This window comes from Streptomyces sp. NBC_00203 (genome assembly GCF_045206325.1).
Taxonomy (GTDB): domain Bacteria; phylum Actinomycetota; class Actinomycetes; order Streptomycetales; family Streptomycetaceae; genus Streptomyces; species Streptomyces lutosisoli.
The window spans coordinates 1,236,759-1,262,481 of record NZ_CP108126.1 but is presented as its reverse complement, the minus strand read 5'-3'; the positions used below and the strand labels follow the sequence as shown (position 1 = coordinate 1,262,481).

The 25,723-nt window shown below is 70.0% G+C and carries 19 protein-coding genes and 2 pseudogenes; 9 read left to right on the top strand and 12 right to left on the bottom strand.

The genetic code is table 11. The annotated features are described in order from the left end of the window. Positions 1 to 96: 96 nt before the first annotated feature. Positions 97 to 1,302 carry a geranylgeranyl reductase family protein gene (locus OG975_RS05930; RefSeq protein WP_406327944.1) on the top strand — a complete coding sequence of 402 codons (1,206 nt, stop codon included), beginning with the start codon at positions 97 to 99 and terminating at the stop codon, positions 1,300 to 1,302. A gap of 18 nt (positions 1,303 to 1,320) precedes the next feature. On the opposite strand, the gene OG975_RS05925 is transcribed toward OG975_RS05930, so the two are convergent. Then, positions 1,321 to 1,770 (bottom strand): nitroreductase family deazaflavin-dependent oxidoreductase, encoded by a 450-nt coding sequence (locus OG975_RS05925; RefSeq protein ID WP_406327943.1) that lies wholly within the window; start codon positions 1,768 to 1,770, stop codon positions 1,321 to 1,323. Positions 1,771 to 1,917: 147 nt separating this feature from the next. On the opposite strand from OG975_RS05925, the gene OG975_RS05920 reads away from it, so the two are divergent. The 3 genes from OG975_RS05920 (at position 1,918) to OG975_RS05910 (ending at position 4,634) form a co-directional block, all read left to right on the top strand. Beyond that, positions 1,918 to 2,646: a TetR/AcrR family transcriptional regulator gene (locus tag OG975_RS05920; RefSeq protein ID WP_406327941.1), complete on the top strand. Its 729-nt coding sequence runs from the start codon at positions 1,918 to 1,920 to the stop codon at positions 2,644 to 2,646. A gap of 81 nt (positions 2,647 to 2,727) precedes the next feature. Continuing rightward, positions 2,728 to 3,972 carry a sensor histidine kinase gene (locus tag OG975_RS05915; RefSeq protein ID WP_406327939.1) on the top strand — a complete coding sequence of 415 codons (1,245 nt, stop codon included), beginning with the start codon at positions 2,728 to 2,730 and terminating at the stop codon, positions 3,970 to 3,972. After that, positions 3,969 to 4,634 carry a response regulator gene (locus tag OG975_RS05910; RefSeq protein WP_406327937.1) on the top strand — a complete coding sequence of 222 codons (666 nt, stop codon included), beginning with the start codon at positions 3,969 to 3,971 and terminating at the stop codon, positions 4,632 to 4,634. Before OG975_RS05915 ends, OG975_RS05910 begins: the two co-directional genes overlap by 4 nt. Positions 4,635 to 4,872: 238 nt before the next feature. On the opposite strand, the gene OG975_RS05905 is transcribed toward OG975_RS05910, so the two are convergent. The 3 genes from OG975_RS05905 to OG975_RS05895 form a co-directional block, all read right to left on the bottom strand. Further along, the gene (locus OG975_RS05905) at positions 4,873 to 5,928 is read right to left on the bottom strand and encodes a CU044_5270 family protein (protein WP_406327936.1); all 1,056 of its coding nucleotides are present in this window, start codon (positions 5,926 to 5,928) and stop codon (positions 4,873 to 4,875) included. Further along, positions 5,925 to 6,590 carry an RNA polymerase sigma factor gene (locus OG975_RS05900; protein WP_406327934.1) on the bottom strand — a complete coding sequence of 222 codons (666 nt, stop codon included), beginning with the start codon at positions 6,588 to 6,590 and terminating at the stop codon, positions 5,925 to 5,927. Before OG975_RS05900 ends, OG975_RS05905 begins: the two co-directional genes overlap by 4 nt. A gap of 256 nt (positions 6,591 to 6,846) precedes the next feature. Continuing rightward, positions 6,847 to 8,349 (bottom strand): MFS transporter, encoded by a 1,503-nt coding sequence (locus tag OG975_RS05895; RefSeq protein ID WP_327426736.1) that lies wholly within the window; start codon positions 8,347 to 8,349, stop codon positions 6,847 to 6,849. A gap of 85 nt (positions 8,350 to 8,434) precedes the next feature. Between OG975_RS05895 and OG975_RS05890 the strand changes: the two genes are divergently transcribed. After that, entirely contained in the window at positions 8,435 to 8,848 is a 414-nt protein-coding gene (locus OG975_RS05890) for a MarR family winged helix-turn-helix transcriptional regulator (protein WP_406327932.1), read from the top strand. Positions 8,849 to 8,890: 42 nt separating this feature from the next. Here the strand turns inward: OG975_RS05890 and OG975_RS05885 are convergent, their stop codons facing one another. The 3 genes and pseudogenes from OG975_RS05885 to OG975_RS05875 all read right to left on the bottom strand — a co-directional run. Next, on the bottom strand, positions 8,891 to 9,625 hold the full coding sequence (locus OG975_RS05885; RefSeq protein ID WP_406327930.1) for a maleylpyruvate isomerase family mycothiol-dependent enzyme: 735 nt from the start codon (positions 9,623 to 9,625) through the stop codon (positions 8,891 to 8,893). Positions 9,626 to 9,726: 101 nt separating this feature from the next. Then, a pseudogene (locus tag OG975_RS05880) lies at positions 9,727 to 10,152 on the bottom strand (NPCBM/NEW2 domain-containing protein); the annotation flags it as partial. 33 nt (positions 10,153 to 10,185) lie between these two features. After that, positions 10,186 to 11,835, bottom strand: a pseudogene (locus tag OG975_RS05875) (NPCBM/NEW2 domain-containing protein); the annotation flags it as partial. Positions 11,836 to 12,110: 275 nt separating this feature from the next. Here OG975_RS05875 and OG975_RS05870 point away from each other — a divergent pair. Continuing rightward, a complete protein-coding gene (locus OG975_RS05870) occupies positions 12,111 to 13,679 on the top strand; it encodes a cellulose binding domain-containing protein (protein ID WP_406327929.1) in 1,569 nt (522 codons plus the stop codon). A gap of 102 nt (positions 13,680 to 13,781) precedes the next feature. Here OG975_RS05870 and OG975_RS05865 read toward each other — a convergent pair whose 3' ends face one another. From OG975_RS05865 to OG975_RS05845, 5 genes are all read right to left on the bottom strand, one after another. After that, positions 13,782 to 15,839: an alpha-L-fucosidase gene (locus tag OG975_RS05865; protein WP_406327928.1), complete on the bottom strand. Its 2,058-nt coding sequence runs from the start codon at positions 15,837 to 15,839 to the stop codon at positions 13,782 to 13,784. After that, the gene (locus OG975_RS05860; RefSeq protein ID WP_406327927.1) at positions 15,836 to 18,295 is read right to left on the bottom strand and encodes an RICIN domain-containing protein; all 2,460 of its coding nucleotides are present in this window, start codon (positions 18,293 to 18,295) and stop codon (positions 15,836 to 15,838) included. The genes OG975_RS05865 and OG975_RS05860 overlap by 4 nt, the downstream gene beginning before the upstream one ends. A gap of 5 nt (positions 18,296 to 18,300) precedes the next feature. Then, entirely contained in the window at positions 18,301 to 20,205 is a 1,905-nt protein-coding gene (locus tag OG975_RS05855) for a glycoside hydrolase family 47 protein (RefSeq protein ID WP_406327926.1), read from the bottom strand. A gap of 625 nt (positions 20,206 to 20,830) precedes the next feature. Continuing rightward, positions 20,831 to 21,994: an MFS transporter gene (locus OG975_RS05850; RefSeq protein ID WP_406327925.1), complete on the bottom strand. Its 1,164-nt coding sequence runs from the start codon at positions 21,992 to 21,994 to the stop codon at positions 20,831 to 20,833. 239 nt (positions 21,995 to 22,233) lie between these two features. Continuing rightward, complete coding sequence (locus OG975_RS05845) at positions 22,234 to 22,395, bottom strand: hypothetical protein (protein ID WP_406327924.1); 162 nt, start codon at positions 22,393 to 22,395, stop codon at positions 22,234 to 22,236. Between the two features lie 28 nt (positions 22,396 to 22,423). On the opposite strand from OG975_RS05845, the gene OG975_RS05840 reads away from it, so the two are divergent. The 3 genes from OG975_RS05840 (at position 22,424) to OG975_RS05830 (ending at position 25,673) form a co-directional block, all read left to right on the top strand. Beyond that, a complete protein-coding gene (locus OG975_RS05840; protein WP_406327923.1) occupies positions 22,424 to 22,726 on the top strand; it encodes a hypothetical protein in 303 nt (100 codons plus the stop codon). A gap of 320 nt (positions 22,727 to 23,046) precedes the next feature. After that, positions 23,047 to 25,035: a discoidin domain-containing protein gene (locus OG975_RS05835; protein WP_406336165.1), complete on the top strand. Its 1,989-nt coding sequence runs from the start codon at positions 23,047 to 23,049 to the stop codon at positions 25,033 to 25,035. 29 nt (positions 25,036 to 25,064) lie between these two features. Then, on the top strand, positions 25,065 to 25,673 hold the full coding sequence (locus OG975_RS05830; RefSeq protein ID WP_406327922.1) for a TetR/AcrR family transcriptional regulator: 609 nt from the start codon (positions 25,065 to 25,067) through the stop codon (positions 25,671 to 25,673). The last annotated feature ends 50 nt before the right edge of the window (positions 25,674 to 25,723 follow it).

Sequence of the window (25,723 nt, the reverse complement as noted above, 5' to 3'; positions counted from 1 at the left end):
CGCTGCCGATCCTCCCACAGTGGCCTGCGGCGATGCCCGCCGTAGGATGCGGGAGACAGGTGCGGCAGACGGCTGGACTGGGAGCAGTAGACCATCGTGAGCAGCGAGAACTCTTCGGCGGACGACGGGCAGCGGGTGTGGGACGTCGTCGTGGTCGGCGCGGGGCCCGCCGGGGCCTCGGCCGCCTATGCGGCAGCGGTCGCGGGACGCAGTGTCCTGCTGCTGGAGAAGGCGGAGCTGCCGCGCTACAAGACGTGCGGCGGCGGCATCATCGGCCCCTCGCGCGACGCGCTGCCCCCCGGCTTCGAGCTGCCGCTCCAGGACCGGGTGCACGCGGTCACGTTCTCGCTGGACGGCAAGTTCGCCCGCACCCGCCGCTCCAAGCAGATGCTGTTCGGGCTGATCAACCGGCCCGAGTTCGACCAGCAGCTCGTCGAGCACGCCCAGAAAGCGGGCGCGGAACTGCGGACGGGTGTGACGGTCTCGCGGGTCGAGCAGCACGGGTCCGCCGTGCCGGACCGGCGCACCGTCGCCGTCGTGCTGCAGGGCGGCGAGACCGTGCTGGCGCGGGCGGTCGTCGGCGCCGACGGCAGCGCGAGCCGGATAGGAGCGCACGTCGGGGTGAAGCTCGACGAGGTCGATCTCGGCCTGGAGGTGGAGATCCCGGTGCCGGAGACCGTCGCCGAGGACTGGCAGGGACGGGTGCTGATCGACTGGGGTCCCATGCCCGGCAGTTACGGGTGGGTCTTCCCGAAGGGGAACACGCTCACCGTCGGCGTGATCTCCGCACGCGGCGAAGGCGCCGCCACCAAGCGGTACCTGGAGGACTTCGTCGCCCGTCTCGGGCTCGCCGGCTTCGAACCGGCCGTCTCCTCCGGCCACTTGACGCGCTGCCGCGCCGACGACTCGCCGCTGTCGCGCGGCCGGGTGCTGGTGTGCGGCGACGCGGCGGGGCTGCTCGAACCCTGGACCCGCGAGGGCATCTCCTTCGCGCTGCGCTCCGGGCGGCTCGCGGGGGAGTGGGCGGTACGGATCGCCGAGGCGCACGACGCGGTGGACACCCGGCGACAGGCCCTGAACTACGCCTTCGCGATCAAGGCGGGCCTCGGCGTCGAGATGAGCGTCGGCAAGCGGCTGCTGATCGCCTTCGAGCGCCGGCCGGGCATGTTCCACGCGGCGATCACGAGCTTCCGGCCGGCCTGGAAGGCCTTCGCGGGGATCACCCGCGGTTCGACTTCGCTCGGCGAGATGGTCCGCTCCCACCCGATGGCCGGGCGCGTGCTGTCCGCGATCGACCGGTGAGCGGCAGGGGAGCGGCGGTCAGCTCTTGAGCGTGACCCGGAAGACCGGGTGGTCGGGAGCGATACGCCGCAGCTCCTCGTCGGAGGAGTCGGGGCCGACGCCACCGAAGAAGACGCCGACCTCGGCCTTCCACCGCTTGAGGTAGGCGCGCAGCAGCGGGACCTTGTCGTCGTCGGCGATCTCGGTCGCGCTGAACGCGTCCACCTTCTTGCCGATGCGCAGCTCGCCGCCGCCCGCGGCCCGCATGTTGTGCGTCCACTGGACGTGGCCGCGGGGGGCGACCAGGTACTGCTCCCCGTCCACGGTGAGCAGATTGACGGGGGTCGTGCGCCACTCGCCGCTCTTGCGGCCGCGCACGGCCAGGACCCGGGAGCCCCAGATGCTGATGCCGCGCCGGGTCATCCAGGCGACGGCGCGGTTGAAGACGTTGACCGTGAACCAGCCGGGCTTCTGGACGTGTGTGGACATGGTGACCCCCATCGATTGAGAGAGCGCTGCTTCCTTTTGTGAGCACTGCTCTCGCTTGAGAGCAGTCTGCACGAGATCGGTGATCCAAAGCAAGAGCACTGCTCTCGTTTGTGTGCACTGCTCTGAAAACATGGGACACTGCCCCGCATGAGTACCGCACGAGGGGCACGGGCCCGAGCCAGGATCGAGGTCACCGCAGCTATCAAGGACGAGGCGCGCAGACAGCTCGCGGCGGAGGGCGCCGCCAAGCTCTCGCTGCGCGCCGTGGCCCGCGAGCTCGGCATGGTCTCCTCCGCGCTGTACCGCTACTTCCCCAGCCGCGACGACCTGTTGACCGCGCTCATCATCGACGCATACGACTCCCTTGGCGAGGCCGCGGAGTCGGCGCACACCGAAGTCGCCGAATCCGGTCCCCGGGAGCGCTGGATCGCCGTGTGCGTGGCGGCGCGCCGGTGGGCGCTGGAGCATCCGCACGAGTACGCGCTCATCTACGGTTCGCCCGTGCCCGGCTACACCGCGCCGGACACGACCGTCCCCGCCGCTTCCCGGGTGGGCCTGCTCCTGATCGGCATCGTCCGCGACGCCTACCAGGGCAAGGGCGTGGCCCGCACGCCACTGCCCGCCGATCTGAAGGCCGAGGCGCAGCGGATGGCCGCCGACCTCGCGCCCGACCTGCCGCCCGAGGTGGCCGTGGCGCTGGTGGCCGCGTGGGCGCAGCTGTACGGGCTGATCGGCTTCGAGTTGTTCGGCCAGTTCAATCGTGTCGTGGAGGACCGTGAGCCGTTCTTCCGGCATGCGGTGGATCAGCTCGCGCAGGGTGTGGGCCTGGTGTTCCCTCAAACGACCGGCACGCGCCCGGGGCAGAGCCTTTCGTGATGCCGTACTCCGGCGGGAGTACGGCTGATCACCTCGCCCGGCGGACGCCGGAGCCGTCCTGTCGCGTCTAGCGTGACCGTCATGGAAGAGCAGCGCACCCCCAGGTCCCCGGCGTGGGGCGGCCCACCCCCGTTGTGGCGGCACGGGCGGCCCGGGCGGGACATCGGGGGCGACGAGGAGCGCGGCGCCCGCTGGCCGTGGCGTTCCACGCTGCTGGTGACCGCCTTCGTGCTCATCGGTTCCCAGGTCGCGGGCCATGCCCAGCAGAACGACCGTGCTCCGCTCGACTACTTCGGGCGGGCACTGCTGATCGTCGGCTGCGGTCTGCTGCTGTGGCGACAGCGGCACCCCGTGCTCGTCGCGTTCGGCACGGCCGCGGCCGCCATGGTCTATCTGGGCGCCGGATATCCGTACGGGCCCGTCTTCTTCACCGTCGCCCTGGGCTGCTTCAGCGCGGTCGTCGCCGGGCACCGCACGGCCGCCTGGGCGGCGGTCGGCATGTTCTGGGTCGGGCATGTGCTGGTGGCGCACTGGCTGTACCGATGGCTGCCTCCGGCGGGGGACCGGCCCGCCTCCTGGGGGCAGGCCGGGATCATCGCGACCTGGATCGTGGCGGTCGTGGCGCTGTCGGTACTGGTCCGCGTACGCCGTGAGCAATGGGCCCGCGACCGCGCCGAGCGCGCGCAGGCCGCGCGGCGGCGCGCCGACGAGGAGCGGCTGCGGATCGCTCGCGAACTGCACGACGTGCTGGCGCACAGCATCTCGGTGATCAATGTGCAGGCGGGTGTCGGTCTCGCGCTCCTCGACTCCGACCCCGAGCAGGCGCGCACGGCGCTCACCACCATCAAGGCGGCCAGCAAGGAGGCGCTCGGCGAGGTCCGCCAGGTGCTCGACACACTGCGCGCGCCGGGGGAGGCGCCGCGCGCGCCGGCGCCCGGCCTCGACCGGCTCCCCGAACTCGTCGAACAGGCGGCGGCCGCGGGCCTGACGGTCGAGGTGGAGGGGGAGGACGAGGTCCCGATGCTTCCGCCGGGCACCGACCTGGCCGCCTTCCGTATCGTCCAGGAGGCGCTCACCAATGTCGTACGGCACTCGGGGTCGCGGCACGCGCGCGTGCGGCTCGGTTCCGCGGAGGGCGCGCTGCGGCTGCGGATCGACGACGACGGGCCCGCGACCGGCGCGGACGCGGGCGGCAGCGGCAACGGGCTCGCCGGAATGCGGGAGCGGGCCGCGGCCCTGGGTGGCACGATCGAGGCCGGCCCGCGCGACGACGGAGGCTTCCGTGTGCTGGCCGTACTGCCGCTGAAGGTCAAGGAGGACCGGTGATCCGCGTACTGCTCGCCGACGACCAGTCACTGGTCAGGGCAGGCTTCAAGGCACTGCTCGACGCGCAGCCGGACATCGAGGTGGCCGGCGAGGCGGCCGACGGCGAGGAGGCGGTCCGCAAGGTGCGCGAACTGCGCCCCGACGTCGTCCTGATGGACATCCGCATGCCCCTGCTCGACGGCCTCGCCGCGACCCGTCGCCTCACCGACGACGCGGACTTGAAGGACGTCAAGGTGGTCATGCTCACCACCTTCGAACTCGACGAGTACGTCTTCGAAGCGATCCGTTCCGGAGCCTCCGGCTTCCTGGTCAAGGACACCGAGCCGGAGGAACTCCTGCGCGCGGTACGGGCGGTGGTCGAGGGGGACGCCCTGCTCTCCCCGGGGGTGACGCGCCGGCTGATCTCCGAGTTCGCGGCTCGTTCCAAGGAGCCCGCGACCGCCGCCTCCCTCGCCGAACTCACCGAACGGGAACGGGAGGTGATGGCCCTGGTCGGCATCGGCCTCTCGAACGACGAGATCGCCCGCCGTCTCGTCGTCAGCCCGCTCACGGCGAAGACCCACGTCAGCCGGACCATGGTCAAGCTGGGCGCCCGCGACCGGGCCCAACTGGTCGTGCTGGCCTACGAGTCGGGGTTGGTGCGGCCGGGCTGGCTGGGCTGAGCCGCGCCGCCCTCGTGCCGGAAGCCAGACAGAGCCGTGCAGCCCTTGTGGATCCCCCGAAATTCTCCACCCCTCGGGCCGAACAGGCGTGCGCCCGGCGGGGTGAGACGTCCCGCCGGGCGCACACGCCGGAGGCGTCCCCCGATCGCCTCCGGCGACTGGTCGGCCGGGCGCGGACAAAGGTCTGTCCGGCGGGGCCCCGGCCCGTCTGAGGGCCGACGCCCCCGCCCGGCCTTCCTCAGGGCCGGGCGCCCGGCTTGTTCACGACGCCCCAGGCGTTGCGGACGCTGATGAGCGCGGTGTCGGGGGCCTCGGACGGCATCGGTGACTGGCTCGTGCCTTCGGGGAGTTCGAACGGCGCGGCGTGCGCGATCTCTCCCAGGTAGGTGTACGTCTTCGGGTCGAAGAAGATCTCCTGCTTGCCCAGGTGACCCGAGGCGCTGGGCTTGGTGTAGGTCACGGTCACGCCGATGGCCGCGCGCCCGATGGGGTCCTTGATGCCCTTCTCCACCCGGGCGCCGGGGATCTTCGCGAGCGCCCGGAACAGGCCCGCCTGCGCGTTCGGCGGGATCAGCACGGAGCGGTAGAGGACGTCGATCTCCCGCCAGTCGCGTTCCGCCGTGGTCTCGCCCTTGATGTCGCCGATGGCGTGCTCCTTGCGGATGGCCGACATCATGCGGTCGGGGTCGCTCGGGAGTGTGGCGAGGAAGCGGTAGAACTGGCGCTGGGAACGGTCGTCGTAGCCCTCCTTCTTCCACTTCTCCTCCTGGTTGGGCCCGTACCAGACCTGGAGTTTGTTCGGGTCGAAGTCCGAGATGTCGCCCGAGCGCGGGATGCCGGGCAAGTTTGCCCAGCCGGTGCCGTCCCAGCGGGTCCACTGCTCCGACGTCTGGGGTTCGCCCTGGCCGAGGGACGTGCCCTTCTCGTAGACCCACTGCTTCGGGCCGGGCTCGGTGACGCCGAGCTTCTCCACCGTGGCGGCGGCCAGTTCGAGGGTGTCGGCCGAGGCCCGCGCGGACAGCAGCTGACGGCCGGTGCCGGCCGGGGCGGTACCAGGGGTGTCGTCGGGCAGCGACACCACGACTCCGCCGGTCACGGCGAGCGCCCCGGCCGCCGCGGCGCTCATCAGGACGATCCTGCGCCGGGGGAGCGGAGTGCGCACCGCGGCGGCCCGACGGCCGGGGGTCTCCCGCTGGAAGGCCTCGGTGAGCTGGGCCCGTTGCGGCGCGAGCCGGTCGCTGTCGGGCAGTGGGGCATCCGCGCGCAGGGCACGTGCTTCGGACAGCTCGTTCATGCGAGGTCACCTTCGGGTACGTGCGGTTCGGTCGGTTGGCTGGACGCGCTGGACTCGCTGAAGGGGCTGTGCGCACCTGTCGCGGTGCGCAGCTTCGTGCGGGCCCGGTTGAGCCGGGACCGGACGGTGCCCACGGGGATGTCCAGGGCCTCGGCGATCTCCTGGTAGGTGAAGTCGGCCCAGGCGAACAGCAGGAGTGCGTGCCGGTCTCCCTCGGAGAGCTTGGCCAGCGCCTTGGCCAGCGGCCGGGAGGCGGCCTGCGCGGTGACGCGGTCGTCCGCGGAGTCCGTCCAGGTCTCGGCCACCGGGTCACGGCCGGTGCGGGCGAGGATCTTCAGAGCTTTGGCCTCCTCGCGGCGGTGCCGGCTGATCAGCTTGGCCGCGATGCCGTACAGCCAAGGCCGTACACCGGCACGTCCGCTGTCGTAGCGGGCCCGGATCCGGAAGGCCGTCAGGAAGGTCTCCGCGGTGACGTCGTCGGCCACGTCACGGCCGAGGCGGCGGGCGACGTACTGGTGGATGGTGGGCGCATGGCGGTCGAAGAGCACCGCGAAGCGCTCGGGGTCGTCGAGCGACGCCGCGATCAGCACGGCATCCGCCTGCGCGGTTTCGGCGCCGGACGTGCCGGCCCCTTGGGAGGGGCGGCACAGCGAATCAGTCATGGACGGTCCGTGTGGTCAGAGGAAAGGGACAGCGTTCACTCAGTACTTGCCAACTGACCAAGAATGGGTTCACGGGCACGGGTCCAGGCCATCTGTCTGGCAGAACCTGCATGCACAGTACGGCTCTTGGAGCAGACGACGGTGGCGGCGGTCCCGTCGCGCACTACGACAAGACCGCCGCCACTGTCCGACCGGCCGGATCCGCCTCGCAGCCGCCTGCATCCGGGCCGCGAGGCGATCGATCCACGGGAAAGTCCTAGTCGCGGACCGCCACCCGCTCCGCCGCCGTCTCCTCCTCCTGGTTCTCCTGGTTCTCCTGGAGGGACTTGGCGACGACGACGGACTGCTGCGTCCGCCGTGTCCGCAGGCCCGGCAGAGTGATCAGCAGACCCGCCAGGGCGATGCCGGTCACCACGATCAGGCCGGGCCGGTAGCTGTCGAGGACGGCCTGGGGAGAGGAACCCTCGGAGGAGTTCGCGGTCACCACAGCCGTCACGACGGCCAGGAAGATCGCGCCGCCCACCTGGACCGAGGTGTTGAGCAGACCCGAGACCATGCCCTGCTCGTGGTCGTCGACGCCGTTGGTGGCCTGGATGTTGAGGGAGGGGAAGACCAGCGCGCAGGCCGCGCCGATCAGCAGCATGGTCGGCAGGATGACCGCCGCGTACACCGGGTCGAGGTCGACGCGGAGGAAGAGCGCGTACCCGACGACCATCAGGGCGAAGCCCGCCGCGATGAGCCGCGGGGTCCCGAACCGGTCGACGACGGCCCCCACCTTGGTGGAGGACAGGGCCACCAGTGCGCCGGCCGGCAGGAAGGCGAGCGCGGTGTGCAGGGCGGACCAGCCCAGCAGCGACTGCATGTACAGCGTCACCAAGAACTGGAATCCGACGTACGAACCGAAGAACGCCATCGCGCCGAGCTGCGCCCGGATCTGGCTGCCGGAGCGCAGGACACCGAGCCGGATCAGCGGGCTCGGGCTGCGCCGCTCGACGGTCACGAAGACGGTGAGCAGTACGGCGACGGCGACGAAGGACAGCAGCGTGCGGGCCGAGCCCCAGCCGGCCTCGGGCGCCTGTACGACGGTGAAGACCAGCAGCAGCATCGAGGCGGTGCCGAGGATCGCGCCCGGGATGTCGTAACCGCGGTGGTCCTTCTCGCGCTCGCTGCGCGGGATGAGCTTCAGGCCGGCCAGCAGCGCGATGACCGCGATGGGTGCGGGCAGCAGCATGGTCAGCCGCCAGCTCGCCTCGGTGAGCAGACCGGACAGGACGAGGCCCATGGAGAAGCCGGTGGCCGCGCAGGTGGTGTAGATCGAGAGCGCGCGGTTGCGCAGCGGGCCTTCGGCGAAGGTCGTGGTGATGATCGACAGACCCGCGGGCGCGGTGAACGCCGCGCTCAGGCCCTTGATGAAGCGGCTGGCGATCAGCAGCGGGCCCGAGTCGACGAGCCCGCCGAGCAGCGAGGCGAGCGCGAAGACGCCCAGGGCCACCAGGAAGACCTGGCGGCGGCCCAGCAGGTCGGCGGTGCGGCCGCCGAGCAGGAGCAGTCCGCCGTATCCCAGGATGTAGCCGCTGACTATCCATTGGAGCGTCGAGGTGGAGAGGTCGAGTTCGGAGCCGATGGACGGAAGGGCGACGCCGACCATCGACACGTCCAGAGCGTCCAGGAACATCGCGGCGCAGAGCACCAGCAGGGTGCCCCACAGCCGGGGGGTCCAGCGTCCCTGGGACGCGGGGTGGGTGAGCGGAGAGGTCATGACCCCGACACTACATGCACATGCATTGAATGCAAATGCATTTAATTCCGATGCAACAAAGCTGATTTTTTGCTACGGTGCGCCCATGGCGGCGAAGAAGGCCGAGCAAGGGCTCGTGAATCAGTGGCGGGACATCCTCGCGGTGCATGCGCGCACCCTCTGTGAGCTCGATCGCGAACTGCATCGACACGGCCTGGGCGCCAGCGACTTCGAGGTGCTGGACGTACTGGCCGACGGCACCCCGTCGGGCGGTGGCGCCGCCTTCCGCGTCCAGGAGATCTCCGAGCGGGTCCACCTGAGCCAGAGCGCGCTGTCCCGGCTGATCGGCCGCCTGGAGAAGGACGGTCTCGTGACGCGCGGCATGTGCGAGGAGGACCGGCGGGGCGTGCGGGTGTGCCTCACGCCGAAGGGGCGCGAGCTGCACGGCGAGGTGCTGCCCGTACAGCGCGCGGTGCTGACGCGGATGCTGGCGGGCGGCCCGGCTTCCGCCTGCGAGTGACGGCTCCCGGCGGTCCTTTCCTCTGTTCCTCCGTGCTCAACTTCAGGTGACGCCGGACTTCTCCCGCCACAGCGTGGCCAGCGAGGCGTCGCCCGTCAGGCTCGGGAACGGCAGCCTGTTCCACAGCGCCAGGTAGAGCCGCGCGGCGGGTCCAGCCAGTTCGCAGTCCGCTTCTCCTTGTCCGCCTCGCGCGCCGGCCGGTGAATCCGCCGACAGCCGTACGGTCCACACCGCGTCCGGGGAATCCGTGGCCCGCACACGCAGGACGCGCGGCTCCTCGGTCCGCAACCCGCTCTTCGCGCGCCCGTGGAAGCCGAGCAGCAACTCGTCGATCCCGTCCACCGCGAAATCCGTGGCTACGGCGCTCCCTTCACCGCCGAGCGCCGACTCGGCGTCGACCCGGTGCACGGTTGTCTCGTGCGCCTGCCGCCGGGCCCAGAAGGCGAGCGGCGAGCGTGCGGGCAGGAAACTCCAGCACTCCACATCGGGCGAGGCGCCGGTGAGGGTGTCGACGAGCCGCCGGTGGCCCTCCCGGAACCAGCCCATGAGCTCACCACCGTCGAGATCCGGCAGGCCGCCGTCGGGGTGGTACGAGGTGTACCCCTCGGCGACGAACGCGGTGGCCCACCGGTGCACCATGCCCGTGTGCCGCACCAGATCCCGCACCTGCCAGCCCGGACAGGTAGCGACCTTGGCGTCGAGCCCCGCCTCCTCGGCTGCCGCGGCCAGCAACCGGCCCTCCCTGTCCAGGGTTTCCAGGAAGTACTCAATGTCCATACACGGAGTCTGCCGGAGGGAGCGGGGGCGGGGGAGTACCTCGCCGTCAGTCGGTCGTCATGTGGTGCCGAGCCCGGCTGCCCCGCGCCGCGCCCTCTCGCTCAGGCGCAGGCCAGCCGCGGCCCAGCCCAGTCCGCGTGGTCGTAGTTGATGCCGTCCCCGGAGTCGGTGACGACGAGGCGGAGTTCGAGGCCGCTGGTGAGGTCCGCGGTGAGCGGCTTCGCCGCGTCGGCGCCCGTCATGCGGCCGCTGTCCGCGACGAGTGTGTCGTCCCGGTAGAGGCGGAAGACGACGGATCCGTTGCTGCCGCCGGCCTCGTCGTCGACGCCGACGCTCACGGTGAGTCCCGAACAGTTGCCACCGAGGTAGTAGGCGACGGTGCTTGCGGCATGGGTGCCGAGGCCCTTGGCGTAGGTCGTGCCGTTGATCGTGAGGGTGTGACCATCTCCGGCGGCCTGCTCGCCGTTGCTGCGATCGCGCTCCACCGGGCCCCAGCCGCCGGTGGCCGAGGCCCAGGTCAGGTCGCTGAGCGCATGTGTACCCGCCGCGGGGCCGCTGCCGCACGCGAGCCGGGCGTCGGCCCAGTCGGCATGGTCGTAGGCGATTCCGTCGCCGCCGTCCGTGACGACGAGTCGGAGCTTGGTGCCGCCGGTGAGATCGGCTGTCAGTCTCAGCGGCGGATCACTGGCTGTCCGCACACCGCTGTCGGCGACCTTGGTCGCGTCCCGGTAGAGCTGGAAGCCGACGGATCCGCCCGTGGTCGACTCGTCGTCGACCCCGACATCCACGCGGAGGGAGGTGCAGGCACCGCCCAGGTAGTACGTGATGTCGCTGGAGGCATGGGTGCCGAGGCCCTTGGTATACGTCGTGCCGTTGATCGTGAGGGTGCGGCCGTCGCCCGCCGCCTGCTCGCCGTTGCTCAGGTTGCGCTCGACCGGGCCCCAGCCGTTGGCCGCCGAGGCCCACGGCAGATCGCCGAGCTGGTTGACGCCGGTCGGCGGCGGGACCGGCGTGCCGGGGGTGACGCGGTACATCACCGTGCCGTGCGCAGGCACCGATGCACTGATCGCGCCGGTCGTGGTGCTGGTCTGCTTCGACCAGAGGTCTTTGAGGGAGTACGAGGTCGCCCCGCCCAGACCGACGGCCTCCGCGGTCGTCGACACTGTCCTCGTCGTCGTGTTCTCGTTCGTCAGCGTCACCGAACGGCCGCCGTCGGCCAGCGGCTTGGACATCACGACGAGACCGCCGGAGGAGGACACCACTGTGCCCTGTCGCCCCAGTGTGTCCTGGTCGACGGCGATGACGTCGCTGTTCCTGAGAATGTCCAGTGTCGCCGACGACACATTGCGCAGATCGCTTCCGATCAGCAGCGGTGCGGCCATCTGCGCCCAGAGGCTGAAGTGGGTGCGGTACTCGGTGTCGGTCATGCCGCCGTTGCCGACTTCCAGCATGTCGGGGTCGTTCCAGCCACCGGGCTTGGCGTACGGGGCAAGTGGCTGGTTCTGGTGGGCGATGCCGATCATGCTGGACCACGAGTCGGAGATGTCCCCCGTCGTGCGCCAGGAATTGCCGTACTGGGACGCCCAGTTCCAGGGCTGGTTCTCTCCCCACTCGCAGATGCTGTAAAGGATCGGCCGCCCGGTGGCCTTGAGTGCGTCGCCCATCGCCTTGTACCGCTGTCCGGCGTCGACGCCGTTGTTGTTGCAGTTGTCGTACTTGAGATAGTCCACGCCCCAGGACGCCCAGAGATCGGCGTCCTGCCGCTCGTGTCCGAGGCCGCCGGGGAAGCCTTGCGTGTCGCAGGTCTTGGTGCCGGCGCTCGAGTAGAGCCCGAACTTCAGGCCTTTGGAGTGGACGTAGTCCGCAACCGCCTTGATCCCGTTGGGGAAGCGGGCCGGATCGGGTACGAGGTTGCCGCCCGCGTCACGGTTCGGCAGCGCCCAGCAGTCGTCGATGTTGACGTATGTGTAGCCCGCGTCCCTGAGGCCCTGGGAGACGAAGGTGTCGGCGATGCCCTTGACCATGGCTTCGTTGAACTCGGCACGGCAGTGCGTCGAGTTCCAGTTGTTGAAGCCCATGGGCGGGGTGCGGGCGAGGCCGTTGTCCACGGTGGGCGCGGTGGCCGGCGCGGCCGACGCGGGCTGCGCGGCTGCCACGGGCTGCACCACCACGGCGGTCGAGGCGGCGAGGCACAACGTGGCCACGGCCATGGCGAATGGGGTTCTGCGGGGGCGTCGTTCGGCGAACACGTGCGGCTCCGAGGGGGGGTGATGTTGCACAAGACCAAACGAGGGCGAACGAAAGCCACCACATCACAGCTGCGTGTCCAGAACATGTCAAGACCAGTCGCGGATCCCCGATGTGCCCCCCCGCCCCTTGACGCCGGGCCGCGGGATCGGTACGTACTGACAGGGCTTTGGTATGGACCAATCAATCGCCGCTCCGCGCGCCGCCCCGGCGCCCCAACCCCCCAGTGGAGGCAGCAATGCGAAGACCGTTGGCCCTGATCGCGATGTTCGTCGGCGCACTCGTTCTCGTCCTGGCACCACCCGCTGCCGCGGCCACCCCGACCGCGGCGTTTTCCAAGACTTCGGCCTGGGACGGCGGTTACCAGGGCGCTTACGTCATCACCAACAGCGGCAGCACCACGCTGTCCGGCTGGACCGTCGAGTTCGACCTGCCCTCGGGCACCACCGTGGGGTCGTACTGGGACGCGCTGCTCACGCACAGCGGCAGCCACTACACCTTCAAGAACCGTGAGTACAACGGCTCGTTGGCGCCAGGTGCGACCACCTCCTTCGGGTGGGTCTCCAGCGGCACCGGTACGCCGACGAACTGCACACTCAACGGCGCGCCGTGCGCGGGCGGTTCCAACGGCGGCGACACCACGCCTCCCAGCGTGCCGTCCGGGGTGACCGTCGGCTCGGCGACCGGTTCGTCGCTGACCGTACGCTGGAGCGCCTCCACCGACGACTCCGGTACGGTTGCGGGCTACGAGGTCTCCCGCGACGGAGGGGCATCCGTCGCCGTCACCGGGACTTCGTACACCGCCACCGGCCTTCAGGCGAGCACGAGTTACTCGTTCCGCGTCCGGGCGAAGGACGCCGCGGGCAACACCTCCGCCTACAGCACGGCGGTCGGCGGTACGACCTCCTCCGGCGGTGGCTCCCAGCCGGGCGGCGGTGTGCGCACCGCGCCCTACGTCGACATGGGTGCCTGGCCCACGCCGAGCATGCCGGAGATGGCCTCGGCGAGCGGGATCAAGAGCTACACGATGGCGTTCATCACCGCCTCCGGCTGCAAGGCGATGTGGTTCAACGCCTATGACCCGAGGGACGGTTGGGCCAAGGACCAGATCGATGCGATCCGGGCCGGCGGGGGAGACGTCAAGGTCTCCTTCGGTGGCGCCACCGGCATCGAACTGGCCCAGGCCTGCGGATCGGTGGACGCGCTCTTCACGGAGTACAACGCGGTCGTCAGCGCCTACGACCTGAAGTACGTCGACTTCGACATCGAGGGCGCCGCCACCGCCGACCCGGCTTCGGTCTCCCCCCGGTCCCAGGCCCTGGCACGCCTGCAACAGGCTCATCCGGGGTTGCGGGTCTCGCTCACGCTCCCCGTGCTTCCGGAGGGCCTGACCACCGACGGACTGAACGTGGTCAAGTCGGCGCGCGACGCCGGTGTCGACCTCGACGTCGTGAACGTCATGGCGATGGACTACTACCGGAGCGTCGACTACGGCGACGCGGCCGTGCAGGCCGCGCAGAGCACCTTCACCCAGCTGAAGTCGCTCTACCCGGGCAGGACGGACGCCCAGGTGTGGGCCATGGTCGGAGTGACACCGATGCTCGGCCAGAACGACGACGGCCACATCTACGACCAGGCGGACGCCCGCCAGCTGGTGGCCTTCGCGCAGGGCAAACACCTCGGGGAACTCGCCTTCTGGGAGTCGACCCGCGACCGTAACGCCTGCACGGGCGCCCTGTACATGTGCACCAACATCCCGCAGGCTCCCTACGAGTTCGCGAAGATCTTCGCGGCGTACACCGGCTGACGCGCCGACGCACAGTGGGGCGGTGCCTCCGGGCGACTTGCGGGCCGACCGGAGGCACCGTGGAGCCGGCGGGTCGGTCCCGCCCGTCACCGTGTCACCGGCTCAGAACGAAGTCCAGCGCTGGTTGGCACCCGCGTTGCAGTCCCACAGCACCACCTGCGTGCCGTTGGCCGAGTTGAAGCCGGGCACATCCAGGCAGCGGCCCGAGGCCGGATTCACGAGTGCGCCGCCGGATGCGCGCCACTGCTGGTTGGCCCCGCCGTGACATGTGTAGAGCTGCACCCGCGTCCCGTTGGCCGTACCACCGCCGTACGCGTCCAGGCACTTGCCGAGAATCTGTACGGTTCCGCCGGAGTTCACGGTCCACAGCTGGGCGAGGCTGCCGTTGCAGTCGTAGATCTGTACGCGAGTGCCGTCGGCGCTGCCGGCGCTGTCGTCGTCGAGGCACTTGCTGTCCAGGCCGGAGCGCAGCGGGGCGGTGATGCCCGGCTGAGCGCTCCCGGCCGCCCGCTCGAACAGGCTCAGCGAGGCGATCGCCGGGGCTGACCGGGAGCCGGTGATCCGCAGGCGGAGCCGGTCGGTGGTCACCGGCGCGGCCAGCCGCACCAGCTTCTTGTGCCCGATCGTCGTATCGGTCGCGATCTCGCTCCAGCCGCTGCCCGTCCAGCGGTCCACGGCGAACGACTGGGTGCGCATCCCGATATTCAGGTCCTCCTGGACGGAGATCACGTCGAACGTCTTCGGCCCGGCCAGGTCCAGCACCAGCGCGCCGGTGTCCGCGGTCGGTTGCCAGGAGGTGTCGAGGCTTCCGTCGAGCGCGGCGGCAGGCGCGTGTCCGCCGCTGTGGCCGGTCCCTGAGTCGTCGGCGGCGCTCGCCCCGGCCGTCAGGTCTGTCGCGAACGTGCCCGCGATCGTCGAGTGGAAGGCGGAGAGCGCGTCGAGGGTCGCCTGGTCGAGAAGGCCGCGCCGGTCCGGGCCCACGTCGAGCAGGAGCTGGCAGTTGCGGCCGACCGAGGTGTAGTACTCGTTCTCCAACTGGGCGGGCGTCTTCATGGCGTTGGCCGGCCAGAACCAGCCGTCCACCATGATCGACGCGTCGCACTCGGCCGGCGTCCAGCGCAGTGCGCTCCACCTGCTGGTGCCGTCGGCCTTGCGCTGTCCGAGCACCGTATCGCCCGCCAGGTCCCCGGCCCGCTCGTCCTCGGGCTCAAGGAACCGGTCCGCTGCGGTCGCGGCGTCGCCCGTGAGCGGGGTCGGCGACCACTCGGAGGGGCGGCCGACCCCGTCCTCGTTGCCGACCCAGCGGTTGTCGACGTCCTGGAAGATCACGGCGCTCGGCTGCAATGCGCGTACGAGGTGGATCCAGTCGGTGTAGTTGTACGGATTGGACGTGCCGGTCGGGTTCGCCCCGTCCCACCACACCTCGGCGATGTCCCCGTAACGGGTCAGCAGCTCGTACAGGGTGTTCATGAAGTACGTGTTGTAGTCGTCGGCCCTGACGGAGAACGTCTGCCCGTCGACCACGTCCGCGGGGTCGGAGGGGATCGTCCGGTCCGTGGCCACGCTGCCGTTGGCGTAACGGCCGCCGGGCCGGGCCTCGTGCAGGTCGGCCGGCGAGGTGTAGATCCCGAAGGCCAGCCCTTGCGCGCGAGCCGAGTTGGCGAGGTCCCGCACGACGTCGCCGTTGCCGCCGCGCCACGAGGTCGCTGTCACGCCGAAGCCGGAGTACCTGGACGGGAACAGCAGGAATCCGTCGTGGTGTTTGACCGTGAGGATCACCTGCTTGAAGCCCGCGTCCTTCAACGCTCTCGCCCACTGGTCGGTGTCCAGCTCCGTGGGCTGGAAGATGCTCGGATCCTCGGTGCCCGTACCGTGCTCGCGGCTGGTGTAGGTGTTGACGCCGAAGTGCACGAATGCGGTCAACTCGCGCCGCTGCCAGTTCAGTTGACGGGCCGATGGGGTGACGGTGGCCGCCTTGGCGCGAATCTGGGCGGGAGTGTCGGTGGGGGAGACGGCCACGACCGGGTTGGCCGCCGCGGCGATGCCTGGGCGCGCGGTCGTGGTGGCGTCCGCTGTCGCGGTCCGGGTCGCACCCAGCCACGCCGCGAGCACCAGCACCATGCCGCCGATCAGTGCCCTTTTCCTCGCGGTGGTCCTCATGACGCCTCCAGGTGCCACTGCTGGTTGGCCCCGCCGTTCGACGGCCACTGGACCACCGGCGCGTCCTGTGCGCCGGAGGCGCCGCTCACGTCCGCGAGGTAGCCGCTGTGCCGGTTGACCAGGGTCTTGTAACCGTCGTTCGCCGTGCCGAGGGTCCATTGCTGGTTCTCGCCGCCGTTGACGGTCCACTGGACCAGCTGTGTCCCCTGCGTCGTGGAGAAGCCCGGCACGTCCAGGGCCCTGTTGCTGCCCGTGTTGACGAGCTGCACGTAGTCGCCGTCCTGCACCACACGCCAGCGCTGGCTCGCCACGCCGGTATCGGCCTGCTGCACGATCGCCGCCCCGTCGTCGGAGGAGTTGCCCGCGACCGCCAACACCTTGCCACTGCTGCGATTGACGATCTTGTACGTGGTGGTCGTGCCAGGAGTGATGGAGAAGTTGTCGAACTGCACGTTCCGCCAGCGGGAGGTGATGCTGTTCTCGCCGACCCCCACCGCGAGTCCCGCCGGGCCGAGCCCGTACGCGGTGTCCTCGGCGCTGCCGAGCGTCACCCCGTCCACGATCGCGGTAAGGGTGGAACCCTGCAGCCGGAAGGCGACTCTGTGCCAGGTGTTCGCGTTCAGCGCCGCCCGTGTGCCGGAGGCGAGGACGGTCAGTGCGCCGGCCGTGTCGCCCCGCAGGATCTGCCAGGTGCCCGCCTGCCCGACCTTCAGGTAGTAGGCGTTGATCTGGCCCACCTGCCAGTAGTCCCGGGCACCGAACCGGCCGAGCAGCGCCACCGAGCCGCCCGTCCGCTCGAACAGGACGTCCGACTGCACGGTGTAGTCGGTCAGCGAGTTGTCGCCGATCAGCGCGTACGCCGGGCTCTCGTGCGGGTGCCAGGGGATGGGCGCGACGGGCGCCATCTGGCGCAGACACTGCCCGCCGCGGCCGCCGCCGCAGGGGACGGTCTCGAAGGAGCCGTGCTGGTCGGCGAGATAGCGGGCCTCGCGCCCGGTGGCGTACGAGTCGAAGCCGTCGGTGTGCGGCAGTGGGAAGGAGGCGGACGCCGGACCGGACGCCGAGCCCTTGCCCTGTCCGCCGGCTGTGCTGATCGAGTAGATGCGGCCGGGTTGCAGCGTGAGCGACCAGGCGCCGCCGGACGGGGTGATGTCCGACTGGCGTACGAACCAGTCCGCAGGGTTGCCGGAGTTGAGGTTCGTGGCCCACACGTGCAGCGTTCCCGTGGGCAGTCCGTCGGTGACACGGGCGGTGAACTGCTCGGTGGTGGTGGCGCGGGTGGTCTCGATGATCGTGGTGTAGTCGGTGTTGCCGGGCGCCTTGAGGGTGACGTAACTGCCGATGTTCCGGTCGCCGGACAGATAGCCGCTCGCGGCGTCGGCGAACTGCCAGCCCGGCTGGGCGAATTGGTTCCAGTGCGCCTGCACCCACAGGCCCTTGCCGACGCCGTACTGGCCCGACCAGGGCTGCGGGGCCACCAGCAGGCCGGTCGTCTGGAAGGGCAGTCCGGGCGGAACGGCGGCGATCAGCGGCCAGTTGATGTACGCCGTCATCCTGGCGTCGATGTAGCCGCGGCTGAGCTGGCGGGCCATCACCGGGCCGTTGGCGTTGTAGTCCTGCGAGCCGTTCTCGCTCGCCCACAGCGGCTTGCCGAGGTTCTGCGCCGCGGCCGGTGACTCGCAGCGGTCGCCGGTCGACTCCGAGACGCCCTGGCACGGGTAGTGGGCACCGACGACGGCGATCGCGTCGTTGAAGGCCTGGTTGTTCTCCATGTCGGTGACGACGTCCCAGCCGCCGTCCGCGCCGACCAGCCGGACATGCCCGAAGCCGCCCGCGTCGAGGGCCTTGCGCAGGTCGACGAACCAGCCGGAGTTCCATCCGTTCTCGTTCCAGCCACCCAGATAGTCGATGGTCAGACCGTGCACGTCCCGCGCACCGCGCAGGTAGTTGACCAGATACGTGATCATGTTCTTCGTCCACACGTCGGACGTGCCGATCCAGCCCGGCGCGGCCCAGGCGAGCGCGGCCAGCCTGATGCCCGGGTTGCGGGCCTTGGCCTGCTCCATCAGCCACCACTCGTACCCGCGCTGGTAGTTCTGATCGTCGGCGGAGTGCATATGGCTGGGCTCGGCGCCGTCCGTGGAGTTGGCGTCGCCGCCGATCTCCACCTTCAGCAGCGAGATGTTCGCCCCGTAGCCCGGCTTGAACAGATAATCGAGGATCTGGCCGCGCTGCGGCTCCGGATAGTCGTACAGCAGCTTGGCGTTGCCTCCGCCGCCGCTGACCGCGCCGACCCCGTCGAAGACGCGACCGGCCGCGGTGCCGCTGATGGTGACGGAGGTCGCGGCCTGCGCCTGCCCGGCCGGCAGACCAAGGACGGAGGCGAGGAAGGCGAGGACGAGAAGGGCGCGTATGAGCAGGGCGCGTATGGGCAGGGGACCGGCCGGAGATCGCATCGCCGTCACACCTTCTCCAGCTGCCACTGCTGGGTGCTGGCGCCGCCGACGGGCTGCTGTACCACCGGCGCGCCGTTGCCGGTGCCGTCGAGATCGGCCGCCTTGCCGCTGTTGCGGTTGACGAGCCGGTAGTAGCCGTCGCCCGTGGCCTGGAGCGTCCACTGCTGGGTGTTGGTGCCGTTGTGCGCCCACTGGTTCAGGGCGGTGCCGTCCGCCGTGGAGGAGCGTGGGACTTCGAGCACCTTGCCACTGCCCAGGCTGGTCAGTTTCGTGTAGCCGCCGGTGGTGGTGGCGACCCAGCGCTGGTTGGCCCCGGTGTGCGGCGTCCACGCGATCACCGCGCCGCCGTCCGTCGTCGATGCGCCGCTCACGTCCATCGCCCGGCCGGTCGCCCGGTTGAGCAGCCGGTAGGTGCCGCTCACGGCGGGAGCCGTCACCCGGTTGATGCCGCGCAGCACATTTCCCTCTGTGGTGAGGTAGTTGGTGGTGTAGTCGAAGCGCGGCGCACCCGCCCACAGCAGGTAGAAGTACTTCATGTTCTCCGAGTACCAGTAGCCCGGAGCGAGATCGCCCTTGGTGGTGGGCGTGGTCGTCATGTCCGACACGACCGTGTAGCCGTTCGCGACCTTGCAGTGCGCCTTCTGCGCGTTCCACAGCCACTTGGCGCGGTCCCGGTAGACCTCCTTGCCGGTCAGCAGCCACAGGAACAGCGCGGAATCCGCGTACTCGGGGCGCAGTTGATACTCGTTGCTCGTCGCCGCGAGCGTCGTGTAGTCGATGCCTTCGGGCGGCAGCCTGTGCGGCGCCAGGGCGTCCGCCCAGGAGGAGTGGTAGGACTCGCCCTCGCTCAGGTTGCCGCCCTGGGCGAGCAACCCGGCGTAGAACGCGGTGAGTTCCGACTGCCCGCGGCCGACCAGCGCGCCGGTGTTCATGTTGACGGACTTGAACCAGAGCCGACCGTTGTACGTCTCCCCGAGGCGTTGCAGGATCGCCGCGGTCAGTGTCCGGTACCAACCGCGGATCTCGGTGTCGCCGAGGAACTGGTAGGCGTCCCAGAGGTATTCGAAGTATGAGTCGACGGGCGGGTCGACGCGGGCGGTGGTGTCGGTCCAGGCGCCGGAGTCCACGTTGAGTGTCGAGCCGACGAGGTCGATCGAGGACCGCCGGTCGTACACGGCCTTCAGCGCCTTCTTCGCCGCGTTGACGTACTTCTGGTCACCGGTGAGTTGGGAGAGCAGACCGAGCTCGGTGATGTTGCTGCCGATCTCGGCGAGCGGCACCGCGTTGCCGCTGACCGCGCCGGTGCGCAGATTGACGTACCGGTACGGGGCGCCCGTCGGCGACGACGTGAACGCGGGGAGCAGCCGGTCGGCGAGGTCGCGGGCCCTGGCCAGCAGGACGGCGCTGCCGGTGGCCTGGTAGCCGGAGAGCAGTCCGCCGACCAGCCGGATGATCGTCTCGAAGACGTGGATGCTCGCGTTGCGGTCGAAGTCGAGGTTGCCGTCGATCCAGGCGATCGCCGCGTCCAACTCGCCGTCGAACTCCATCAGGTAGAGCGTGTCGAGCGACTCGACGAGGGTCAGACCCAGCGACACCCCGCTGATGAAGAAGTCCGAACCGTTGCCGCTGACCGGCCGCAACTCGTCGCGCCCCCAGGACAGGCGGCGGTAGGCCGTCCAGGCTGTGAGAAACTCCTGCCGTACGTCGTCGGCGAGCGCGGGGTCGGGCGGACCGGCCGAGGCGAACGCGGGCACCGTACCCGGTCCGCCGAGTGCGGCGAAGGCAGCTGTGGCGCCTACCGCGGTGCGCAGTAGGGCACGGCGTGAGAGCCGGGTGGGCAGGGGTGCGGCCGTGGACGGTGGTGCCGCCGACTGTCTTGCCGTGAACCGCGGGATGGAAGGTGTCGCCATGTGGGGCCTCCACGGGGAGGAATGGGTGACAACGTTGTCTCCGGGCCTTCGCAGGTCGTCGCCGATTGCGAGGAAGGTGCGGTTGTGTCGGGCGTCGCGAGTGCGTTCGAGACCCGGTGGGTGAGTGTGCAGCGATGTCATGCCCGCGTCAAGCGCCCTTCGCGGTGACGTCGAGGACGCGGGCGCTCGGCGCATGAACCACTGTTCGTCCGCGTCGCTCGCCGCGTGTCCAGAGCCCGGCGTGCCCATGGCCGAAACGCGACCAAGGGTGACCCGTGGGCCGAGCGGGTGCATGCGGAGGAGGGTGGCCACCTGATAATCGGTTTGCGCACCGCGTACCTCATGTGGCGATCCCAAGGCCACGTCCCGCACCGACGTATGGCGCGCGGCTGGCGCAGGCTGCCGATGTGACGTACGGCGAACTCGGCAATCTCGACGCGCCGTTGCCGTGCACGCCGGCGCGGAACCGGAGTCCGCCCCGATTCCCCGGCGCGCACCGGATGTGCTGCCGGGGGACACCAATGGGGACTCGGTGCCCCTGGGCCCGCGGGACGTGAACGTCCTCCGAGAGGCAAAGTGACAGCGGCCTCATGTGCAGGAGGGCCCGCCAAAGGGGCGCGCGTCGTCAGTTCGATGCCGCGTGTCGGGTGCCGAACCCGATGAGCGCGGCCACCGCGGCCAGCGCAGCCACGCTGGTGAGGGCGGCGGGCAGGGAGAACCAGTCCGCCATGAACCCGATGGCGGGCGGTCCGAGGAGCATGCCGCCGTAGCCGAGGGTGGACGCGGTCGCGACACCACTCGGGCCCGCCAGGGCGCCCGCGCGTTCGATGGCGACCGGGAAGATGTTGGCGAGCCCGAGGCCCGTGATCGCGAAGCCGAGCAGGGCCGCCCACACCGAGGGGGCGAGAGCGCCGAGCAGCATGCCGACCCCGGCCGTGGTGCCGCCCGCCACCACGGTCCGGGTCCGTCCGAGGCGTTCCAGGAGAGTCGTTCCGCTGAGCCGGCCGATGGTCATGGCGAGGGCGAAGCACGAGTAGCCGACGGCCGCGACCTCCGGGTGGGCCTTCAGATCCTGCTCCAAGTGCAGCGCGCCCCAGTCGGCCAGGGCTCCTTCGCCGTATGCCGTGCAGAGGGCGATCAGGCCGAAGACGGCGACCAGTCCGCGGGTGCGGGCGTCCAGGCGATGCGGGACACGCTTCTCCGGTGGCATGCGATCCGTCGGGGCCGGGGGCTCGAGCCGCAGCAGGGAGCGTCCCGCGACGGCGGTCACCAGCAGGCCGATCAGGCTGAGGCCGAACAGATGGCGGGTCGGGGACAGGGACCCCGCGACCAGCCCGCCGAGCCCCGCGCCGATCATGCCGCCCAGGCTGAAGGCGCCATGGAAACTGGGCATGATCGGCCGCCGCAGTGCGGCCACCAGATCGACGGCGGCGCTGTTGAAGGCGACGTTTATCCCGCCGTATGCGGCTCCGAAGAGGAGTAGGACGAGTCCCAGAGCGAGTGCCGAGTGGGTCAGCGGGGGCAGGGCGACGCTCAGTGACAGCAGCACGCCGCAGACCACGGTCACCGGGTGGCTGCCGTAGCGGCGGCACAGGCGTCCGGTGACCGTCATCGTGATCACCGCACCCGCGGAGACGCCTAGGAGGGCGAGCCCCAGCGTGCTGGCGGAGGCGCCGGTCTGTTCCTTGATGGCCGGGATCCGGACGACCCAGCCGGCGAAGATGAAGCCGTCGAGGGCGAAGAAGATGGTGAGGGCGATGCGGAGGCGGGTGAGGTCGTTGCCCGGCACGACGTTGTGCGATCGGGTTTTGTTTATTTGCGGCACAAAACAAGGCTAGGTCGGTGACGGAGGTCAGGGCAAGAGAGAAGACCGACGGCTGAAGGGCGGATCAGGAGCGGCACGCCCTCGCAACGTCAGTGGGGGGCGTGCGGGTCGACACCGCCGCACCGCCCGACGAGCCGCCGCGCTCCGCTCCGCACGTGGTCGGCCCGGGACGCCGTCCGAGCGCGGGTGACGCAGGCCGGTCCTCATGACCGGTCCTCGAGGATGTCGTGGGCTTTGCGGGCTGCGTCGCGGTTCCAGCGGCGCTGTTCCGCGCGTGTCGTTCGGTTCTTGGTGATGAGCTGGTTCTGGATGCGTACGTCGACGGCGTGCACCGTGTACGTGGAGTGGCGCCGTAGGCTGCGCATCGGACTCAAGCAGCTGCAGAAGAGCTGTGTGCCCCTGTTCAAGTCAACCCGGCTCTTCCGCGTGTACTCGCCCACTCTCGTGCCGGTTGTGGTGTCGGCCGACCGGTCCGCGCCCTTGCTCGGCCTCGTGTCGCGCTCGTGCGTCGGTGACGGCGCGCTGCCGGCTGCGGGCGATACCGCTGTGTTCTCGAGCGAGTTCGGCGACCATGAGGCCGCGTCCTGTACCGGCAATGCCCGGGGGGCTGGCGGCACTTCGGGGCGGGATGGGCGGCGTCGTCGAGGAGGGCGGCTCGCCGATCCGACCGTCGTCGACGGCGATCCGCTGATGTGAAGGGACGACTGCTGTGGCAGCCAGGGAGTCCAGGTTTTCCCGGCCTGGGCCAATTGCTCCGGCCCAACGGGCGGGCGGCACGGGGTCATCAGGTCAATCGTCCCGGACTCTTGACTCGCAAGGTGTCAGCCGTGATCCTCGTCGCATAACTTGCACCGGTCATGACAAGTTGGGAGGGGTTGTCCTAGGACCCCCGCCGGCCTGCACGTTGACCGCGTCATCCCGCCGACCGAGGGATGTGGGTAGTGACCGTGGATCGATGCTCGTACCGCAGGCGCAAAGGCGTCACTCTTGTGTCGCTGCTCCTCCTCGTGCTGGCCATGGCCCTCGGCCCCACGCCGAGTTCGGCCGCCGCCGGCGACTGGTGGACTCCGACCGCACGCCCCACCCCGGACTCCCAGATCAACGTCACCGGCGAGCCGTTCACGGGCACCAACGCCGAAGGAGAGGTGCGCGGCTTCGTCGACGCCCACGACCACCTTTTTGCCAACGAGGCCTTCGGCGGGCGACTCATCTGCGGCAAGACGTTTTCCGAGGCCGGGATCGCCGACGCGCTCAAGGACTGTCCCGAGCACTACCCCGATGGTTCGCTCGCGGTCTTCGACTTCATCACCAAGGGCGGTGACGGCCGGCACGACCCGGTCGGCTGGCCCACGTTCAAGGACTGGCCCGCGCACGACTCGCTGACCCACCAGCAGAACTACTACGCCTGGGTGGAACGGGCCTGGCGCGGCGGCCAGCGGGTGCTCGTCAACGACCTCGTCACCAACGGTGTGATCTGCTCGGTGTACTTCTTCAAGGACCGCAGCTGCGACGAGATGACGTCGATCCGACTGCAGGCGAAGCTGACGTACGACCTTCAGGCGTACGTCGACAAGATGTACGGCGGTACGGGCAAGGGCTGGTTCCGGATCGTCACTGACAGCGCGCAGGCCCGCGAGGTCATCAAGCAGGGCAAACTGGCGGTCATCCTGGGCGTGGAGACCTCCGAGCCGTTCGGCTGCAAGCAGGTCCTGGACATCGCGCAGTGCAGCAAGGCCGACATCGACGCGGGGCTGGACGAGCTGTACGCGCTGGGCGTGCGCAGCATGTTCCTGTGCCACAAGTTCGACAACGCCCTGTGCGGGGTCCGCTTCGACGAGGGTGCGCTCGGAACGGCCATCAACGTCGGGCAGTTCCTGTCGACCGGCACGTTCTGGAAGACGGAGAAGTGCACGGGCCCGCAGCACGACAACCCCATCAACGGAGCCTCCGCGTCCGAGGCCGAGGCGGAACTCCCGGCGGGCGTGGCGGTCCCCTCGTACGCCGGCGACGCCCAGTGCAACACCCGCGGTCTCACCGACCTCGGTGAGTACGCCGTGCGCGGCATGATGAAACGCAAGATGATGCTGGAGATCGACCATATGAGCGTCAAGGCCGTCGGCCGCGCGCTCGACATCTTCGAGGCCGAGTCGTATCCCGGCGTGATTTCCTCGCACAGCTGGATGGATCTGAACTGGACCGAGCGGGTCTACGGCCTCGGTGGCTTCGTCGCCCAGTACATGCACGGCTCGGAGGGATTCGTGGCCGAGGCGAACCGCACGAAGGCGCTGCGGGACAAGTACGACGTCGGTTACGGCTACGGCACGGACATGAACGGTGTCGGCGGCTGGCCGGGGCCCCGGGGTGCGGACGCTCCGAACAAGGTCACGTACCCCTTCCGCAGCGTCGACGGCGGCTCCGTCATCGACCGGCAGACCACCGGTGAGCGCACCTGGGACCTGAACACCGACGGAGCCGCGCACTACGGCCTCGTGCCGGACTGGATCGAGGACATCCGGCTCGTCGGCGGACAGGACGTGGTGAACGACCTCTTCCGGGGCGCCGAGTCCTACCTCGACACGTGGGGCGCGACCGAGAAGCACCAAGCCGGAGTCAACCTCGCCAAGGGCGCGGCGGCCACGGCCAGTTCGGCCGAGTGGAACCCGTTCACGAGCTACGCACCCGGCCGGGCCGTGGACGGCACACGGGACACCCGCTGGGCCAGCGACTGGAGCGACGACCAGTCGCTGCGCATCGACCTTGGCTCCACGCACCTGGTCGGGCGCGTCACGCTCGACTGGGAGCGTGCGTACGGGAAGTCGTACCGCATAGAACTCTCCACCGACGGAGCGAACTGGCAGACCGCCTGGTCCACGACGTCAGGCGACGGCGGCCTGGACACGGCCCTGTTCACCGGCACACCGGCCCGCTACGTCCGCGTCCACGGCCTGGAGCGCGGCACCGGCTGGGGATACTCGCTCTACGAAGTAGGCGTTCACAGCAGCTGAGCTGCGGCACGAGCACGAAGGACACGCGGATGGCACGGATGCCGTTGGCCGAACGGCGCCGGCAGCTGACGGAAGCAGCGATCAGGGCGATGGCCCGGGACGGCGTCGCCAAGACGACGACCCGGTCCATCGCCGCCGAGGCGAGCGTGTCCCTGAGCGTCTTCCACTACTGCTTCGATTCCAAGCAGGCCCTGGTCGAGTCCGTCATCACGACCCTCACCGACCACTCCGTGACAGTGGTGAAGGACGCGCTACGACCCAGGGCCACGCTCGAGGAGACGGTCCGGGCCGGCTTCCAGGCGTACTGGGACCACGTCCGCGCCCACCCCGACGAGCACATGCTCACCTACGAACTGACGCAATACGCCCTGCGCCAGCCGGGGTTCGAGCATCTGGCCCGACGGCAGTACGAGCTGTACAGCGACGCGTACGCCGTTCTGATCGACCAGTTGACCCGGAGCATGAACCTCCGACTCCGCGTGCCCGTCTCGGTACTGGCCCGCTATCTGGCGGCCATGACCGACGGCCTGACCCTCAACTACCTCGTGCTCGGTGACGAGTCCGCCTGGACCGAAATCCTCGACACGCTCATCGCCCACATAGCCGGTCTGGTGCACGACGAAGGGCACCAGGCTTAGCCCATTGAGCCGCTGGTGCCCGCGCATGGCTTCGCCGACTTGCGGGGAGC

Excerpts from the sequence above, each read along its gene's own strand:
- OG975_RS05925 (WP_406327943.1), bottom strand. The coding sequence starts at position 1,770 with ATGTCCACACACGTCCAGAAGCCCGGCTGGTTCACGGTCAACGTCTTC.
- OG975_RS05920 (WP_406327941.1), top strand. The coding sequence starts at position 1,918 with ATGAGTACCGCACGAGGGGCACGGGCCCGAGCCAGGATCGAGGTCACC.
- OG975_RS05915 (WP_406327939.1), top strand. The coding sequence starts at position 2,728 with ATGGAAGAGCAGCGCACCCCCAGGTCCCCGGCGTGGGGCGGCCCACCC.
- OG975_RS05905 (WP_406327936.1), bottom strand. The coding sequence starts at position 5,928 with ATGAACGAGCTGTCCGAAGCACGTGCCCTGCGCGCGGATGCCCCACTG.
- OG975_RS05900 (WP_406327934.1), bottom strand. The coding sequence starts at position 6,590 with ATGACTGATTCGCTGTGCCGCCCCTCCCAAGGGGCCGGCACGTCCGGC.
- OG975_RS05895 (WP_327426736.1), bottom strand. The coding sequence starts at position 8,349 with ATGACCTCTCCGCTCACCCACCCCGCGTCCCAGGGACGCTGGACCCCC.
- OG975_RS05890 (WP_406327932.1), top strand. The coding sequence starts at position 8,435 with ATGGCGGCGAAGAAGGCCGAGCAAGGGCTCGTGAATCAGTGGCGGGAC.
- OG975_RS05885 (WP_406327930.1), bottom strand. The coding sequence starts at position 9,625 with ATGGACATTGAGTACTTCCTGGAAACCCTGGACAGGGAGGGCCGGTTG.
- OG975_RS05870 (WP_406327929.1), top strand. The coding sequence starts at position 12,111 with ATGCGAAGACCGTTGGCCCTGATCGCGATGTTCGTCGGCGCACTCGTT.
- OG975_RS05865 (WP_406327928.1), bottom strand. The coding sequence starts at position 15,839 with ATGAGGACCACCGCGAGGAAAAGGGCACTGATCGGCGGCATGGTGCTG.
- OG975_RS05860 (WP_406327927.1), bottom strand. The coding sequence starts at position 18,295 with ATGCGATCTCCGGCCGGTCCCCTGCCCATACGCGCCCTGCTCATACGC.
- OG975_RS05855 (WP_406327926.1), bottom strand. The coding sequence starts at position 20,205 with ATGGCGACACCTTCCATCCCGCGGTTCACGGCAAGACAGTCGGCGGCA.
- OG975_RS05845 (WP_406327924.1), bottom strand. The coding sequence starts at position 22,395 with ATGCGCAGCCTACGGCGCCACTCCACGTACACGGTGCACGCCGTCGAC.
- OG975_RS05835 (WP_406336165.1), top strand. The coding sequence starts at position 23,047 with ATGGCCCTCGGCCCCACGCCGAGTTCGGCCGCCGCCGGCGACTGGTGG.
- OG975_RS05830 (WP_406327922.1), top strand. The coding sequence starts at position 25,065 with ATGGCACGGATGCCGTTGGCCGAACGGCGCCGGCAGCTGACGGAAGCA.